Raw genomic sequence first — 13,967 nt, 5'->3', positions numbered from 1 at the left:
TCAAAATATGTTGCAAGTGCGAAGGGCGTGTGCATGATTGCAAAAAACGCACTCAGTGGCCGCGATCGTCAGCGTATGAAATCGGGGTCGATCGGGTCTGTCGGCATTTCGTCGGCCAAGGCGGGAGGAGAAGAGCGATGCGCAGGCTGCCGCCGCTCGGCGCGATCGAGGCCTTTGTCCAGGTTGCCCGGCTTGGCTCGGTGAAGGCCGCGGCGAACGAGCTTGCCCTGTCTGCGCCCGCGCTCAGCCGGCGCGTCCAGAACCTGGAACGCTTTATCGGCCGGTCGCTGTTCGATCGCCGCCATCAAACGATCGTGATCAATGCCGATGGCGAACGGCTGCTCGCGCAGATCGCGCCGGTGCTCGACCAGTTGTCCGACGCGGTCGAGGCGATGACGAGCGGAACCGAGGTGTTGCGGTTGCGCCTCGGTGTCCTGCCGCTGTTCGCGTCGCAGCGGCTGTTCCCCCGGCTCGGCGAATTACGCGCGGCGCACCCGGAACTGCATCTCGATATCGATACCGCGGGGCACGGCATCGCGCGGCTCGGCGAGGGGCTGGATGCGGTGATCGCCCTGGCGCGCGAGATCGATCCCTTGCTTTACGGGCACCGGCTTGATCGCAACTCGATCTATGTCATCGGCGCGCGCCGCCTGACCGAGGGGCCGGACCCGGTCGTGCGCCCGCAACAATTGGCGACGCTGACAGCGCTCGTCCACCGCGACATGGCGGATACCTTCACCGCCTGGCGGCAGGCAGCCGGGCTCGGCGATATGGAGCCGCTCGCGATCGATCATTTCGATTCGGGGCCGCTGATGCTCGAGGCGGCGGCGCAGGGGCTCGGCGTTGCGTTCATGCATGAAAGCCATTTCGCCGACGCCGCCGATCCACGGCTGGTGCGGCTGTTCGATATCGATGTCGAAAGCCCGTACAGCTATTGGTTCGTATGCCGCCCGCGCGCGCTTCGGCAGAAACCGGTGCGGCTGTTCCACGATTGGCTGATCGGGGCATTGCAGGAGGGGGCGGGGGTTTAGCCGCCACCACCGAGCGCGTTCGTCGATCAGTCGAACAAGCTCGACACGCTGGTCTCGTCCGCGATGCGCTTGATCGCCTCGCCCAGCAGCGGCGCGATCGGCAGATGCCGGATCTTCTTCGTCGATCCGATCGTCTCGTGATTGCCGATCGAATCGGTGATGACCAGTTCGCTCAGCACCGATCCCTCGACCCGCGCCACCGCGCCGCCCGACAGGACGCCGTGCGTCACATAAGCGACGACATCCTCCGCCCCGGCCTCGCGCAGCGCCGCTGCGGCATTGCACAGCGTACCCGCAGAATCGACGATGTCGTCGATCAGGATGCAGAACCGCCCTTCGACCTCGCCGATGATGTTCATCACCTCGGATTCGCCCGCACGTTCGCGGCGTTTGTCGACGATCGCGAGCGGGGCGTTGTCGAGCCGTTTCGCCAGTTGGCGCGCGCGCACCACGCCGCCGACATCGGGCGAGACGACCATCATGTTGCGTCCCTTGAACCGCGCGACGATGTCCGCGGACATGACCGGCGCAGCATAGAGATTGTCGGTCGGGATATCGAAGAAGCCCTGGATCTGGCCCGCGTGCAGATCGATCGACAGCACCCGGTCCGCGCCGGCGACGGTGATCAGGTTCGCGACCAGCTTCGCCGAAATCGGCGTGCGCGGTCCGGGTTTGCGGTCCTGCCGCGCATAGCCGAAATAGGGGATGACCGCAGTGATCCGCTTCGCCGACGCGCGTTTCAGCGCGTCGATGCAGATCAGCAATTCCATCAGATTGTCGTTGGCGGGATAGCCGGTCGACTGGAGCACGAACACGTCCTCGCCGCGGACATTCTCGTTGATCTCGACGAAGATCTCTTCGTCCGCGAAGCGGCGGACCAGCGCGTCGGTCAACGGGATTTCCAGGTAGCCGGCGATGGCGCGTGCCAGCGGCAGGTTCGAATTGCCGGTCATCAATTTCATCGCGCGTGTCCCGTCCCGACTGCCGCGCTTCATAGTCTCGTGCCCGAAGGACGCAAACATTCCGTCGAAATCCGGTGCTGGCGATTTGAGGCCGCCACGCTTTGCATCTAGGGCGGCACCATGACGACCGTCACCCGCTTTGCCCCGTCGCCGACCGGTCGGCTGCACGTGGGCAATATCCGCAGCGCGCTTCACAACTGGCTCTGGGCGAAAAAGACCGGCGGCCGGTTCCTGCTTCGGATCGACGACACCGATGCGGCGCGCAGCGAGGAGCGCTTCGTCGATTCGATCCGCGCCGATCTCGGCTGGCTGGAACTGACGCCCGATGGCGAGGTGCGCCAATCCGAACGGTTCGCGCTCTACGAACGGCGCTTTGCCGAACTGGTCGCGGCGGGACGGATCTATCCGGCTTACGAGACCGCGCAGGAACTGGATCTGAAGCGCAAGGTGCAACTCGGGCGCGGCCTGCCCCCGGTCTACGACCGCGCCGCGCTCGGCCTGACGGACGCGGCACGCGCGGCGTTCGCAGCGGATGGCGTGAAGCCGCATTGGCGGTTCAAGCTCGATCACGATCGGCCGATCGCATGGGACGACCGGGTGCGAGGGGTGCAGCGGTTCGATCCCGCCACGATGAGCGACCCGGTGATCCGCCGCGCGGACGGATCGTGGCTCTACATGCTGCCGTCCGCGATCGACGATGTCGACATGGGGATCACCGATGTCGTGCGCGGCGAGGATCATGTGTCGAACACCGCGCTCCAATTGCAGATGTTCGCGGCGATGGATGCCGCGGCACCCGCCTTCGCGCACGCCGCGCTGCTGACCGGGTCGGAGGGCAAATTGTCGAAGCGGCTCGGTTCGCTCGGCGTCGATCATTTCCGTGAGGCCGGGATCGAGCCTGTCGCGGTGCGGGCGTTTCTCGCACGGATCGGAACCAGCGATCCGGTCGAGCCGATTCTGGATACCGACATCCTCACCGGCTCGTTCGACTTCGCGCGGTTCGGCCGTGCGCCGGCGCGGTTCGACGACGCCGAACTGACGCAGCTGAACGCGCGGATCGTCCATCAGCTGCCTTATGACGTCGTCGCCGCACGGCTGCCCGTCGGGATGCGCGCCGCCGAATGGGATGCGGTGCGGCCCAATCTGTCGACCCTCTCCGATGCCGCCGATTGGTGGCGGGTCATCGAAGGCCCGATCGACGCGCCCGACGCCGGCGAGGATCGCGCGTATCTCGACGCCGCTGCGGATATTGTCGTGACGATCGACTGGGCGGGCGATCCCTGGCACGCGCTCACCGCCGCGTTGAAGGACGCGACCGGGCGCAAGGGCAAGCCGCTGTTCCTGCCGCTCCGCCGCGCCCTGACCGGCCTCGATCACGGCCCCGATATGGCGGCGTTGCTGCCGCTGATCGGTCGCGATCGCGCGGTCGAACGACTCCGCCGGACCTGAAACGATCGACTGCAACGGCTATTGGCTTGACCACGTAATGATGTATCATGTCGTCGGCGGCCGGAGAGTCGCTGCCCCTCGAGGAGAATGAGGAGACCGAAGGATGTACGCGGACAGGCGATCGCCACGACAAGGACTCGACCCACGGAGCGCGGGGATCGCGCTCGTCGTCAACGGCGCGGCGATCACCGCGCTGATCTTCGCGGCACCCGACATGGTCACTATCCGCCGCGATCCGCCGCTGAGGACCTATCCTGTCCCGATCGATCCGCCGCCCGAACCGCTGCCGCCACCAAAGCCCGTGACTCGCGCTCGCCAAGCGCCGCACCCGGTCCCCGCGCCGATCCCGATCGTACCGTCGATACCGAGAGCCGATCTCACCCCAACCCCGTTCCCGCCCACGCCCGGGCCGACGTCGGACGGCACCGGCATGGCGACCGGCACCGCGACTGCGACGCCCACGCCCACACCGATGCCGCCGCTCGTCGGCCCGCAGTTCGATCCGCGCTATGTCCGTGACCTGCAACCCGACTACCCGCCCGAGGAAACCCGGGCGAGCCGTCAGGGGCGCGTGATCGTTCGCGTGTTGGTCGGGGTGGATGGCCGCGTCCGCCAGGTCGAGAAGACAAGCGCGACCAGCGATGCCTTCTGGCGCGCGACCCAGCGCCAGGCCTTGTCGCATTGGCGCTTCACGCCCGCGACACGCGGCGGCGTGCCCGAGGAGGCGTGGCGGACGATGGCGATCAGCTTCGTCCTGCAGGAATAGTGATCGGACGGCGCAGGGCTGGTCTAGCGCCCGCCTCGCGCCTATTTCGGGCTCATGAGCTTTCTCACCCGCTTCTCGCCGCTGCGCGCGGTGCGCGATCTTCGCGTCTTCCTCGCGCAGCGCGGGAAATACGAGCTGATGTTCTTCGCCACCGCGATGGCGATCACGGGGGTCGTGCTGTTCGCGTTCCTCCGCGACGCGAACGACATCCGGCCAGCATACCAGCCGACGATCATTTATGTCGAGCAATGGCCGCTGTCGCGCACCGACGCGCAGATCCGCGCGCAGCAGAAGATCGACCAGTTCGACAAGGAAAAACGCATCGCCGAACAAAAGGCGGAACAGGCGAAACTGCAGGCGCAGTACAAGAAGATCGACGATCGTCTGAAGGCGATGGGGATCTGACCCGGCAATCGTCCGTGGAGGACCGGCGCTGGATGGCCGCTGCGCTCGCGATCGGCGAGCGGCCGCGGGGCCGAACCGCACCGAACCCCAATGTCGGTTGCGTGATCGTCGCACGCGGCGTGGTGGTCGGGCGCGGCTGGACGCAGGTAGGCGGCCGGCCGCATGCCGAGGCGATGGCGCTGGCGGCGGCGGGTGAGGCCGCACGGGGCGCGACCGCCTATGTCACGCTGGAACCGTGCGCGCATGTATCGCCCCGCGGGCCGGCCTGTTCGGACCTGCTGGTCGCGGCCGGTATCGCGCGCGTCGTCGTCGCGATCGAGGACCCCGATCCGCGCACCCTCGGGGCGGGCAGCGCCCGCCTGCGCGCGGCGGGAATCGCGGTCGAAACGGGGGTGCTCGCCGTCGAGGCGCGGCGGGTGATGGCGGGGTTCCTCGCACGCCGCGCGCTCGGTCGCCCACAGGTGACGCTGAAGCTCGCCACGTCGCTCGACGGCTGCATCGCGCTGGCGGACGGGCGCAGCCGCTGGATCACCGGGCCGGAGGCGCGCGCGCACGTGCATCTGGAGCGAAGCCGGCACGAGGCGATCCTGATCGGACGCGGGACATATGACGCCGATTCGCCGTCGCTCGACGTGCGGCTGGCGGGATTGGCGGATCGGTCGCCGGCGCGGATCCTGCTGTCGCGCGGCGGTCCGATCCCCGGCTGGACCGTGATCGACGCGCCGGCGGCCATCGCGACGCTTACCGGCGATCATGTGCTGGTCGAAGGCGGCGCGCGGACCGCGGCGGCGTTTCTGTACGAAGATCTGGTCGATCGGCTGCTGCTTTACCGCGCGCCGATCCTGATCGGTGGGGGGCGCGCGTCGGTCGGCGATATCGGGCTGGCCGATCTGGCCGATGCGCATGGCCGGTGGCGGTTGCACGATACCCGCATGCTTGGCAGCGACCGGGTCGAGGTCTACGAACGGAACTGACATGTTTACGGGCATCATCACCGATATCGGCAGGATCGACCGAGTCGAGACGCGGGGCGATACGCGCGTCGTGGTCTCGACCACCTACGACACCGCAGGGATCGACCTCGGTGCGTCGATCGCCTGTTCGGGGGTGTGCCTGACCGTCGTCGACAAATCCCCTGCCGGGGCGCCCGGCTGGTTCGCGGTCGACGTCTCGGGGGAGACGATCGCGCGTACCGCGGCGGACCAGTGGATGCAGGGCCGTCGCCTCAATCTCGAACGCGCGATGAAATTGGGCGACGAACTGGGCGGGCATATCGTCACCGGGCATGTCGATGGTTTGGCGACGATCGTCGACGTCGACCCGGAAGGCGACTCGAAACGAATCGCGATCCGCGTACCGGCCGATATCGCGCCCTTCATCGCCGCCAAGGGATCGGTGACGGTCGACGGCGTCTCGCTGACCGTCAACACCGTCGAGGATGCGGCAGACGCGTCGCTCTTCAGCATCAACGTCATTCCCCATACCCAGGCGATGACCACGCTCGGTGCGCTCGTGCCGGGCCAGGCGGTCAATATCGAGATCGACGTACTCGCCCGTTACCTCCAGCGGATGGATCATTATCGTGCAAAAGCCGGCTGAACTCGCACGCCTGCGCCATGGATATCTCTCCAGCCCCGAGGAGATCGTCGACGAGGCGCGCAACGGGCGGATGTTCATCCTGGTCGACGACGAGGACCGCGAGAACGAGGGCGATCTGGTCATCCCGGCGCAGATGGCGACGCCGGAGAAGATCAACTTCATGGCGCGCCATGGCCGCGGGCTCATCTGCCTCGCGCTGACGAAGAAACGCGTCGACGCGCTCGGCCTCGGGCTGATGAGCCGCAATAACGGCACTCGGCACGAGACCGCGTTCACCACTTCGATCGAGGCGCGCGACGGGGTGACGACGGGGATCTCCGCCGCCGACCGCGCGCGCACGGTCGCGGTCGCGATCGACGCAGGCAAGGGCCGCGACGAGATCGTGACGCCCGGCCATGTCTTCCCGCTGGTCGCGCGCGACGGCGGGGTATTGGTACGCGCGGGCCATACCGAAGCGGCGGTCGACGTCGCGCGGCTCGCCGGACTCAATCCGTCGGGCGTGATCTGCGAGATCATGAACGACGACGGCACGATGAGCCGGCTCGACGACCTCGTCTCTTTCGCGCAACTGCATAACCTCAAGATCGGCACGATCCGCGACCTGATCGCCTATCGCCGCCGCCACGACCATCTGGTCGAGAAGCGCGCGGAGATGAATTTCGAATCGCGCTGGGGCGGCACGTGGAAGGCGATGACGTTCCACAACAAGGCGACGGGCGACGAGACGATCACGCTGGTGAAGGGCCGGATCGATCCGGAGAAGCCGACGCTGGTCCGGATGCATACCGCATCCTTCTTCGTCGACATGTTCGGCGAAGCGTCGGAGCGGTCGGGGCTGTTGTCGCGATCGATGGAGACGATCGCCGAGGACGGAACCGGGGTCATCGTCGTCATCAACCGGCCGATGAAGGATTCGCTGTCGCGCTTCATCAAGCTGCGCGGCGAGGGCAAGGGTGCTGGCGCGCCCGAGGTCGAGGAGCTGCGCGATTACGGCGTCGGTGCGCAGATCCTCGCCGAATTGGGGGTCGAGGAAATGATCCTGCTGACCAACACGCACCACACGCTGGTCGGTCTGGAAGGCTATGGCCTGTCGATCGTCGGCGAACGCCCGATTCCCGGCACGGGGGGAGATTGATGGCACTTGTCCTGATCGTCGAGGCGCGCTTCTACGACCATTTGAACGACCTGCTGCTGGCGGGCGCGCGCGCGGCGATCGAGACGGCGGGGCACAGTCACGAAACGATCACCGTCCCCGGCGCGCTGGAGGTGCCGGGCGCGATCGCACTGGCGTCCGAAAGCGGGCGCTACGACGCCTATGTCGCACTCGGCGTCGTCATCCGCGGGGAGACCTATCATTTTGAGATCGTCGCCGGCGAAAGCGCGCGCGGGCTGATGGCATTGTCGATGGACGGGCTCGCGATCGGCAACGGCATCCTGACGACCGAGGACGAGGCGCAGGCGATCGTCCGTGCCGAGCCTACGCAGCTCGACAAGGGCGGCGGCGCGGCGACCGCGGCGTTGGCGATGCTGGCGCTGAAGGACCGGTTCGCGCGGTGACGCCGGTGGCCGAGCCGGTGCTTTTCACCGAAGCCTCCTCACCGCGGCCAGAACTTCGGCGAGACTGGTTTCATCTGATCGTCGATGCGTCCGTCAATATGGATGGAGCCGGCGTCTATCAGTGGTCCATCGAAGGCGAAGGACTCTATGTCGGAAAGGCCAAGGTGCTTCGGAAGCGATTGCGCGATTATCCCCAGAACGTCCGAAGCATGATCGAAGGACGTTTCTGGCACGGCGACCCGACGAAAGATTACCGCGCCATCCATCACCAACTCCGCAAGGCCTATGACGCCGAGATATGCGTCGTCGTTACCGTATTGGAAACGTGTGACGCGGCGGTCAGGTCGGAGCGCGAGCGTTGGTGGATCACGCTGCGTCGGCGCGAAGAGGCGGGGGGCGGGCCCCGGGTCTTGAACGGAAGTTGAACGCATGCGCATCGCCGTTGGCCTTATTGCCACCGCGCGCTGCATAAGACTCGGGTTGCCGCGTCGCTTCGTTTCTCGCAACGACGGTTCGATGTAAGGTCATCCTCCTCTAGATGCAGGCCGCTACGCCCCACCCCGGCGGAGGCCGGGGCCCAGTTGGGTAAGCATCTGTAACGAAGCGCAACCGCCCTCATGACCGGATTGCAACTGGGCTCCGGCCTTCGCCGGGGTGGCAGTTTACCGGCGGCGGACATTAGGATTAGTCCGGATCGCCAGGATGGAAGCGGCTTACGCCTCTACCGTCTCAAGCGCCGGATAGTCGATATACCCCTCGGCCCCCCGGCTGTACCACGTCCTGGGATCGTCCTTCGCCAGCGCCGCGCCGGTGCGCAGGCGTTCGGGCAGGTCGGGGTTCCCGATGAACGCGCGGCCGAAGCTGATCGCGTCGACATCGCCCGTGTCGAGTGCGGCCTGCGCCTGTTCGCGCGTGAAATAATCCGAGTTCGTGATCAGCGGGCCGTCGAAGACCTGGCGGATTTTCGGCGAGAGCCGCGGTACGTCGGTACGGCCGAACGTCCCCTCGGGCCCGGGCTCGCGCAGTTCGAGGAAGGCGATGCCGATCTCGTCGAGCGCCTTGGCGGCGGGCAGGAACACGCTTTCCGGATTGCTGTCGTCCACGCCCTGCGACTCGCCGTTGGGCGACAGGCGCACCGCGGTGCGATCCGCGCCGGCGACGGAGGCGACGCGCTCCGTCACTTCGCGGAGAAGACGGATTCGATTCTCCGCGCTGCCCCCGTAGCGATCGTCGCGGAAATTCGCGTTGTCGCGCAGGAACTGGTCGATCAGATAGCCATTGGCGGCATGAATCTGCACGCCGTCGAACCCGGCGGCGATCGCGTTCGTCGTGGCCAGCGCATAATCGTCGAGCAATCGCGGGATTTCCGCGATGTCGAGCGGTCGCGCGGTCTCGAAATCCTGCTTGCCTTCGAACGTGTGCGCTTGCCCCGGCGTGCGAGTCGCGGAGGACGAGACCGGCTGGCCGCCGATCACCGACGAATGCACCTGCCGGCCCATGTGCCATAGCTGGGCGACGATGCGGCCGCCTGCACCATGCACCGCAGCCGTCACCGGCTTCCAGCCTTCGACCTGTTCGTCGGTCCACAGACCGGGCGCGAACGGCCAACCGAGCCCTTCGCGGCTCATCCCCGTCGCCTCGCTGATGATCAGCCCGGCGGTCGCGCGCTGCGTATAATAGTCCGCCATGATCGCAGTGGGCACGCCGGATTTCTGCGCACGGCCGCGGGTCAGCGGTGCCATGAGGATACGGCTGGGCGCATCAATCGCACCGAGCCGGATTGGGTCGAACAGATTGGGCATCGTCGCTGGGCTTCCCGTTTCAGTGCCTGACGCGCGGAACATAGGTCGCTAAAGGGCGGCATGCACGCCGCCCGCCCGCAAAGAATTTCTGCTGCCCCGACGAGCGATCCTGTCATCCCCGCGACCGCCCGCGTTCCGGCGCGCGCTTTCGCCGCCGTCGTGGTCGCCAACGTCGCGCTCGCCTTCGGGCCGTGGTTCGTCCGCATGGCGGATACCGGTCCGGTCGCGGCGGCGTTCTGGCGGATCGCGCTCGCCGCGCCGCTGCTGATCGTCGGCGCGCTGGCGAGCGGCGCGCGACCGGTGCGGTTGACGCCGGTCATGTGGCTGCTGCTGGCGGCGAGCGGGATCGCGTTCGCGGCCGATCTCGCCAGCTGGCATCTCGGCATCCTTCGCACGACGCTCGCCAACGCCACGCTGTTCGGCAATTCGGCGACGTTGCTGTTCCCGCTCTACGGCTTCGTCGCGACGCGCAGCCTGCCGACGCGGATGCAGCGTTGGGCGCTGCTGCTGGCCTTTGCGGGTGCGGCGTTGCTGATGGGGCGATCCTATGCGCTCGACCCGCGGCATCTGACGGGCGACCTGCTGTGCGTGCTCGCGGGTGCGCTCTACACGGTGTATCTGGTGATGGTGGCGCGCGCGCGGACGGCGATGGCACCGATCCCGGTGCTGACGATCTCGACCGTTGCCAGCATCGTCCCGCTGCTGATCTTAGCGCTGCTGATGGGGGAGCGGATCGTGCCGACGCATTGGGGCCCGCTCGTCGCGCTGGCGCTGGCCAGCCAGGTGCTCGGGCAGGGCGCGATGGTCTATGCGCTGGGCAAACTGCCGCCGCTGGTGATCGGGATCGCGCTGCTGATCCAGCCGATCGTGGCGGGGACGGTCGGCTGGATCATATATGCCGAGCGGCCGGGTGCCGCCGACCTGATCGGCGCTGCAATGGTCGCGGCGGCCTTGGTTCTCGTACGACGACCCATACGGGTTGCGCCGGCCGTCGGTGCGGCGCATCTTGCGGCGAAGGACGATATATGACCGACGACCCGACGCTCGACGAAATCCGCGAACTGCTCGTGCCCTCGATCGCCGCCAATGCCGCGTTCGACGGCTGGGGCGATGCCGCGCGCGACATCGCGGCGCAGAGTGCGGGGGTCGACCGCGAGGTCGCGGCGCTCGCTTTCCCGCGCGGCGCGGTCGACATGATCGATTCATGGTTCGCCGATATCGACCGGACGATGGTCGCCGCATCGTCCGATATCGCCGCGCTGAAGGTGCGGGAGCGGATCGCCGCGCTGGTGGAGGCGCGGTTGAGCGCGATGGCATCCGATCGGGAGGCGCTGCGCCGTGCGCTGGCGGTCCTCGCGCTGCCGCAGAACCTTGCGCGCGGGGCGCGGCTGGGATGGCGGACGGTCGACCTGATCTGGCGGACCGCGGGTGATATCGCGACGGATTACAACCATTACACGAAGCGCGCGATCCTGCTCGGCGTCTACGGCGCGACGATCACGGTGTTCCTCGACGACGACAGCGAGGATTTCGCCGACACACGCGCGTTCCTGGCGCGCCGGATCGCCGGGATCATGCGGTTCGAGAAGGCGAAGGCCGGCATCGTCAAGCGCGCCGAATTCCGGCCGAGCCTGTCGCGCTTCATCGGACGATTGCGCTATCCGGTGGCGTGATGCCGTCGAGAACATGACGCGAATGGTAATTGATAATCAATCGCAATTGACCTACATGCCATCCCATGGCGACCGCGATCCGTTTCGATTCCCTGAGCCTCGAAGCCCTGCCCCGCCGCCAAAGCGCGGTGGTCGCGGATATCGACTGGGCGCGGCTAGCGGTGCCCGAGGCGCGGCGGTTGCGCGAACTGGGGTTCGACGAAGGCGTCGCGGTCGAGGTGCTGCACCGCGCGACGCTCGGCCGCGGGCCGATCGCGTGCCGGATCGGGCGGATGACCGTGGCATTGCGCCGCGCGGTCGCCGCCGCGATCCATGTCCGTCCGGCCTAGGTCCGCACGCTAGATGAACGCCGCACCGCTGGTCGCGATGGTCGGCAACCCCAATGCCGGCAAGAGCGCGCTGTTCAACGCGCTGACGGGGGCGCGGCAGAAGGTCGGCAATTATCCCGGGGTTACGGTCGAGCGGCATTCGGGGCGACTGGTGCTCGACGACGGCCGTCCGGTCGAACTGGTCGACTTGCCCGGTGCCTATAGTCTGGAACCGTCGTCGCCGGACGAACGAGTCACCCGCGATGTCCTGACGGGTGCGCAATCCGGCGAGCGATTGCCCGATGCGCTGGTCGTCGTGGTCGATGCCGCCAATCTCGACAATCATCTTCGCTTCACGTTGCAGCTGATCGCGCTGGGTCTGCCGGTCGTCGTCGCGCTCAACATGGTCGACCTGGCCGAGCGCGACGGGCTGACGCTCGATCCCGTAGTTCTGGAAGGCGAGCTTGGGGTGCCCGTCGTCGCGACCGTCGCTGTGCGCAGGCGCGGGATCGACCGGCTGCGCGCGGTGCTGGCCGATGTTATCGGGAATAGCGCCACGCGGCCGCGCACGTCGGACGCGAGCGCGATACAGGCCGATATCGTCACGCTCCAACGCCGCGCGCGCGCGATCGCCGCGAAGGCGACGATTTCCGAATCGCCCGTCCGCCGCTGGACGCATGCGTTCGATGCGGTGGCGCTGCATCCGGTCGCCGGGCCGATCCTGCTGCTGGCGATCCTGTTCGTCATGTTCCAGGCGGTGTTCTTTGCAGGGGCCGCCCCGGCCGACGCCATCGCCGCCGGGTTCGACCGGATCGCCGGGCTGGTGAAGGGCGTCCTGCCCGATTCGGTGCTGCGGTCGCTGATCACCGACGGCGGGATCGCGGGGGTCGGGGCGGTGGTGAAGTTCCTGCCGCAGATCCTGATCCTGTTCCTGTTCATCCTGGCGCTGGAGGCGACCGGCTACATGGTCCGTGCGGCGTTCCTGATGGACCGGCTGATGGCGGGCGTGGGGTTGTCGGGGCGCGCGTTCATCCCGCTGCTGTCGAGCTTCGCCTGCGCGATCCCCGGCATCATGGCGACGCGGACGATCGACGACGAGAAGGACCGGCTGACGACCATCCTGATCGCGCCGCTGATGACCTGCTCCGCGCGGCTGCCCGTCTACACATTGGTCATCGGCGCGTTCATCCCCAATATCCGCGTGCTGCCGTTCGTCGGCCTGCAGGGGCTGGTGATGCTGGCGCTGTACGTCCTCGGCATCGTCGGCGCGTTCGTCGCCGCGCTGGTGCTGCGCCGGACCGTCACCAAGGGCGCGTCGTCGGGCTTCATGATGGAGATGCCCAAATACCAGCTGCCGCGGCTGCGCGATCTCGGGATCGGGCTATGGAGCCGCGCGCTGATCTTCCTGCAGCGCGCCGGCACGATCATCCTGGCCTCGACGATCATCCTGTGGGCGTTGCTCAGTTTCCCCAAACCGCCCGAACATTCGCGCATTTCCGCGGTCGATTATTCGATCGCCGGGCGGATCGCGAACGGGATCGCGCCGGCGTTCGCGCCGATCGGGTTCAACCGCGACATCGTCCTGGCGCTGATCCCGGCGATGGCCGCGCGCGAGGTCGCGGTCGCGGCGATCGGAACGGTCTATGCGATCGACAATCCCGAAAGCGCGTCGGGCGGCGAGGCGATGGCGAGCAATCTGCGCGGCCATTGGCACCTGCCGACCGCGCTGGCCTTCCTGATGTGGTTCGTCTTCGCCCCGCAATGCATTTCGACGATCGCGGTGACCCGGCGTGAGACGAACGGGTGGAAGTGGCCCGCGTTCATGGTAACGTACCTGTTCGTGGCGGCGTATGTGTTCGCCGGAATCACTTACTGGCTGGCGGTTCTCGCCGGTCTCTAGCGAGGCAATATGGCAGGCAGCGTCAACAAGGTCATTCTCGTCGGCAATCTGGGCAAGGATCCCGAAAGCCGCAGCTTCCAGAACGGCGGCAAGGTCGTCGAGATGCGGATCGCCACGTCCGAATCGTGGAAGGACCGCAATTCGGGCGAGCGCAAGGAAAAGACCGAATGGCACACGGTGAAGGTCTTCAACGAGGGTCTGGCCACGGTTGCCGAGAAATATCTGCGCAAAGGGTCCAAGGTCTATATCGAGGGCGCGCTGACGACGCGTAAATGGCAGGACCAGTCGGGCGCGGATCGCTATTCGACCGAGATCGTGCTGCAGGGCTTCAACTCGATGCTCACGATGCTCGACGGCGCGCCCGGCGGCGGTGGTGGTGGCGCAAGTCGGGGCGGCGGCGACGATTGGGCGAGCGGCGGGGACGACATGGGCGGCGGGTCGGCGGGCGGCTATGGCGGCGGGGGACGCGCGAACGCACCCGCCGGCGGGAACCGCGGCGGCGGCGGCGGGTTCGG

At 67.2% G+C, this 13,967-nt stretch carries 16 protein-coding genes; 14 read left to right on the top strand and 2 right to left on the bottom strand.

Annotation, left to right across the window (positions count from 1 at the left end; all coding sequences use genetic code 11):
* Positions 1–137 precede the first annotated feature (137 nt).
* On the top strand, positions 138–1,031 hold the full coding sequence (locus HUU99_RS05770) for a LysR substrate-binding domain-containing protein (RefSeq protein ID WP_174285632.1): 894 nt from the start codon (positions 138–140) through the stop codon (positions 1,029–1,031).
* 26 nt (positions 1,032–1,057) lie between these two features.
* On the opposite strand, the gene HUU99_RS05765 is transcribed toward HUU99_RS05770, so the two are convergent.
* Positions 1,058–1,993, bottom strand: coding sequence for a ribose-phosphate pyrophosphokinase (locus HUU99_RS05765; RefSeq protein ID WP_174285631.1), 936 nt, complete (start codon positions 1,991–1,993; stop codon positions 1,058–1,060).
* A 120-nt stretch (positions 1,994–2,113) separates the two neighbouring features.
* On the opposite strand from HUU99_RS05765, the gene gltX reads away from it, so the two are divergent.
* The 8 genes from gltX to HUU99_RS05725 all read left to right on the top strand — a co-directional run bounded on the left by gltX (position 2,114) and on the right by HUU99_RS05725 (position 8,194).
* Positions 2,114–3,442, top strand: coding sequence for a glutamate--tRNA ligase (gene gltX / locus HUU99_RS05760; protein ID WP_174285630.1), 1,329 nt, complete (start codon positions 2,114–2,116; stop codon positions 3,440–3,442).
* A gap of 103 nt (positions 3,443–3,545) precedes the next feature.
* Positions 3,546–4,208, top strand: a complete 663-nt coding sequence (locus HUU99_RS05755) for an energy transducer TonB (protein WP_174285629.1) — start codon at positions 3,546–3,548, stop codon at positions 4,206–4,208.
* Between the two features lie 54 nt (positions 4,209–4,262).
* Positions 4,263–4,613, top strand: a complete 351-nt coding sequence (locus tag HUU99_RS05750) for a hypothetical protein (protein ID WP_174285628.1) — start codon at positions 4,263–4,265, stop codon at positions 4,611–4,613.
* Between the two features lie 14 nt (positions 4,614–4,627).
* Positions 4,628–5,587 (top strand): bifunctional diaminohydroxyphosphoribosylaminopyrimidine deaminase/5-amino-6-(5-phosphoribosylamino)uracil reductase RibD, encoded by a 960-nt coding sequence (ribD, locus tag HUU99_RS05745; RefSeq protein WP_368039924.1) that lies wholly within the window; start codon positions 4,628–4,630, stop codon positions 5,585–5,587.
* Position 5,588: 1 nt separating this feature from the next.
* Positions 5,589–6,212 carry a riboflavin synthase gene (locus HUU99_RS05740; RefSeq protein ID WP_174285626.1) on the top strand — a complete coding sequence of 208 codons (624 nt, stop codon included), beginning with the start codon at positions 5,589–5,591 and terminating at the stop codon, positions 6,210–6,212.
* Positions 6,196–7,347: a 3,4-dihydroxy-2-butanone-4-phosphate synthase gene (gene ribB / locus HUU99_RS05735; protein ID WP_174285625.1), complete on the top strand. Its 1,152-nt coding sequence runs from the start codon at positions 6,196–6,198 to the stop codon at positions 7,345–7,347. Before HUU99_RS05740 ends, ribB begins: the two co-directional genes overlap by 17 nt.
* Positions 7,347–7,769 (top strand): 6,7-dimethyl-8-ribityllumazine synthase, encoded by a 423-nt coding sequence (gene ribH / locus HUU99_RS05730; protein ID WP_174285624.1) that lies wholly within the window; start codon positions 7,347–7,349, stop codon positions 7,767–7,769. Before ribB ends, ribH begins: the two co-directional genes overlap by 1 nt.
* Complete coding sequence (locus tag HUU99_RS05725; RefSeq protein ID WP_174285623.1) at positions 7,766–8,194, top strand: hypothetical protein; 429 nt, start codon at positions 7,766–7,768, stop codon at positions 8,192–8,194. The genes ribH and HUU99_RS05725 overlap by 4 nt, the downstream gene beginning before the upstream one ends.
* A 288-nt stretch (positions 8,195–8,482) precedes the next feature.
* Here HUU99_RS05725 and HUU99_RS05720 read toward each other — a convergent pair whose 3' ends face one another.
* Positions 8,483–9,571, bottom strand: a complete 1,089-nt coding sequence (locus HUU99_RS05720) for an alkene reductase (protein ID WP_174285622.1) — start codon at positions 9,569–9,571, stop codon at positions 8,483–8,485.
* Positions 9,572–9,631: 60 nt separating this feature from the next.
* Between HUU99_RS05720 and HUU99_RS05715 the strand changes: the two genes are divergently transcribed.
* The 5 genes from HUU99_RS05715 to ssb form a co-directional block, all read left to right on the top strand.
* On the top strand, positions 9,632–10,600 hold the full coding sequence (locus HUU99_RS05715) for a DMT family transporter (RefSeq protein WP_174285621.1): 969 nt from the start codon (positions 9,632–9,634) through the stop codon (positions 10,598–10,600).
* On the top strand, positions 10,597–11,244 hold the full coding sequence (locus HUU99_RS05710) for a COQ9 family protein (RefSeq protein ID WP_174285620.1): 648 nt from the start codon (positions 10,597–10,599) through the stop codon (positions 11,242–11,244). The genes HUU99_RS05715 and HUU99_RS05710 overlap by 4 nt, the downstream gene beginning before the upstream one ends.
* Before the next feature lie 65 nt (positions 11,245–11,309).
* The gene (locus HUU99_RS05705; RefSeq protein ID WP_174285619.1) at positions 11,310–11,573 is read left to right on the top strand and encodes a FeoA family protein; all 264 of its coding nucleotides are present in this window, start codon (positions 11,310–11,312) and stop codon (positions 11,571–11,573) included.
* A 13-nt stretch (positions 11,574–11,586) separates the two neighbouring features.
* Positions 11,587–13,452 (top strand): ferrous iron transporter B, encoded by a 1,866-nt coding sequence (gene feoB / locus HUU99_RS05700; RefSeq protein WP_174285618.1) that lies wholly within the window; start codon positions 11,587–11,589, stop codon positions 13,450–13,452.
* Positions 13,453–13,461: 9 nt separating this feature from the next.
* Positions 13,462–13,967: single-stranded DNA-binding protein (ssb, locus tag HUU99_RS05695; protein WP_174285617.1), on the top strand; the 506-nt coding region annotated here is incomplete at its 3' end.

Source organism: Sphingomonas bacterium (genome assembly GCF_903642285.1).
GTDB lineage: Bacteria > Pseudomonadota > Alphaproteobacteria > Sphingomonadales > Sphingomonadaceae > Sphingomonas.
Note: the sequence above shows the minus strand (reverse complement) of the source record. Positions and strands in the feature narration are given on the sequence as shown.

Bases quoted from the DNA above. Each gene is read 5' to 3' on its own strand.
- HUU99_RS05770 (WP_174285632.1), top strand. From the start codon at position 138: ATGCGCAGGCTGCCGCCGCTCGGCGCGATCGAGGCCTTTGTCCAGGTT.
- HUU99_RS05765 (WP_174285631.1), bottom strand. From the start codon at position 1,993: ATGAAATTGATGACCGGCAATTCGAACCTGCCGCTGGCACGCGCCATC.
- gltX (WP_174285630.1), top strand. From the start codon at position 2,114: ATGACGACCGTCACCCGCTTTGCCCCGTCGCCGACCGGTCGGCTGCAC.
- HUU99_RS05755 (WP_174285629.1), top strand. From the start codon at position 3,546: ATGTACGCGGACAGGCGATCGCCACGACAAGGACTCGACCCACGGAGC.
- HUU99_RS05750 (WP_174285628.1), top strand. From the start codon at position 4,263: ATGAGCTTTCTCACCCGCTTCTCGCCGCTGCGCGCGGTGCGCGATCTT.
- HUU99_RS05740 (WP_174285626.1), top strand. From the start codon at position 5,589: ATGTTTACGGGCATCATCACCGATATCGGCAGGATCGACCGAGTCGAG.
- ribH (WP_174285624.1), top strand. From the start codon at position 7,347: ATGGCACTTGTCCTGATCGTCGAGGCGCGCTTCTACGACCATTTGAAC.
- HUU99_RS05720 (WP_174285622.1), bottom strand. From the start codon at position 9,571: ATGCCCAATCTGTTCGACCCAATCCGGCTCGGTGCGATTGATGCGCCC.
- HUU99_RS05715 (WP_174285621.1), top strand. From the start codon at position 9,632: ATGCACGCCGCCCGCCCGCAAAGAATTTCTGCTGCCCCGACGAGCGAT.
- HUU99_RS05710 (WP_174285620.1), top strand. From the start codon at position 10,597: ATGACCGACGACCCGACGCTCGACGAAATCCGCGAACTGCTCGTGCCC.
- HUU99_RS05705 (WP_174285619.1), top strand. From the start codon at position 11,310: ATGGCGACCGCGATCCGTTTCGATTCCCTGAGCCTCGAAGCCCTGCCC.
- feoB (WP_174285618.1), top strand. From the start codon at position 11,587: ATGAACGCCGCACCGCTGGTCGCGATGGTCGGCAACCCCAATGCCGGC.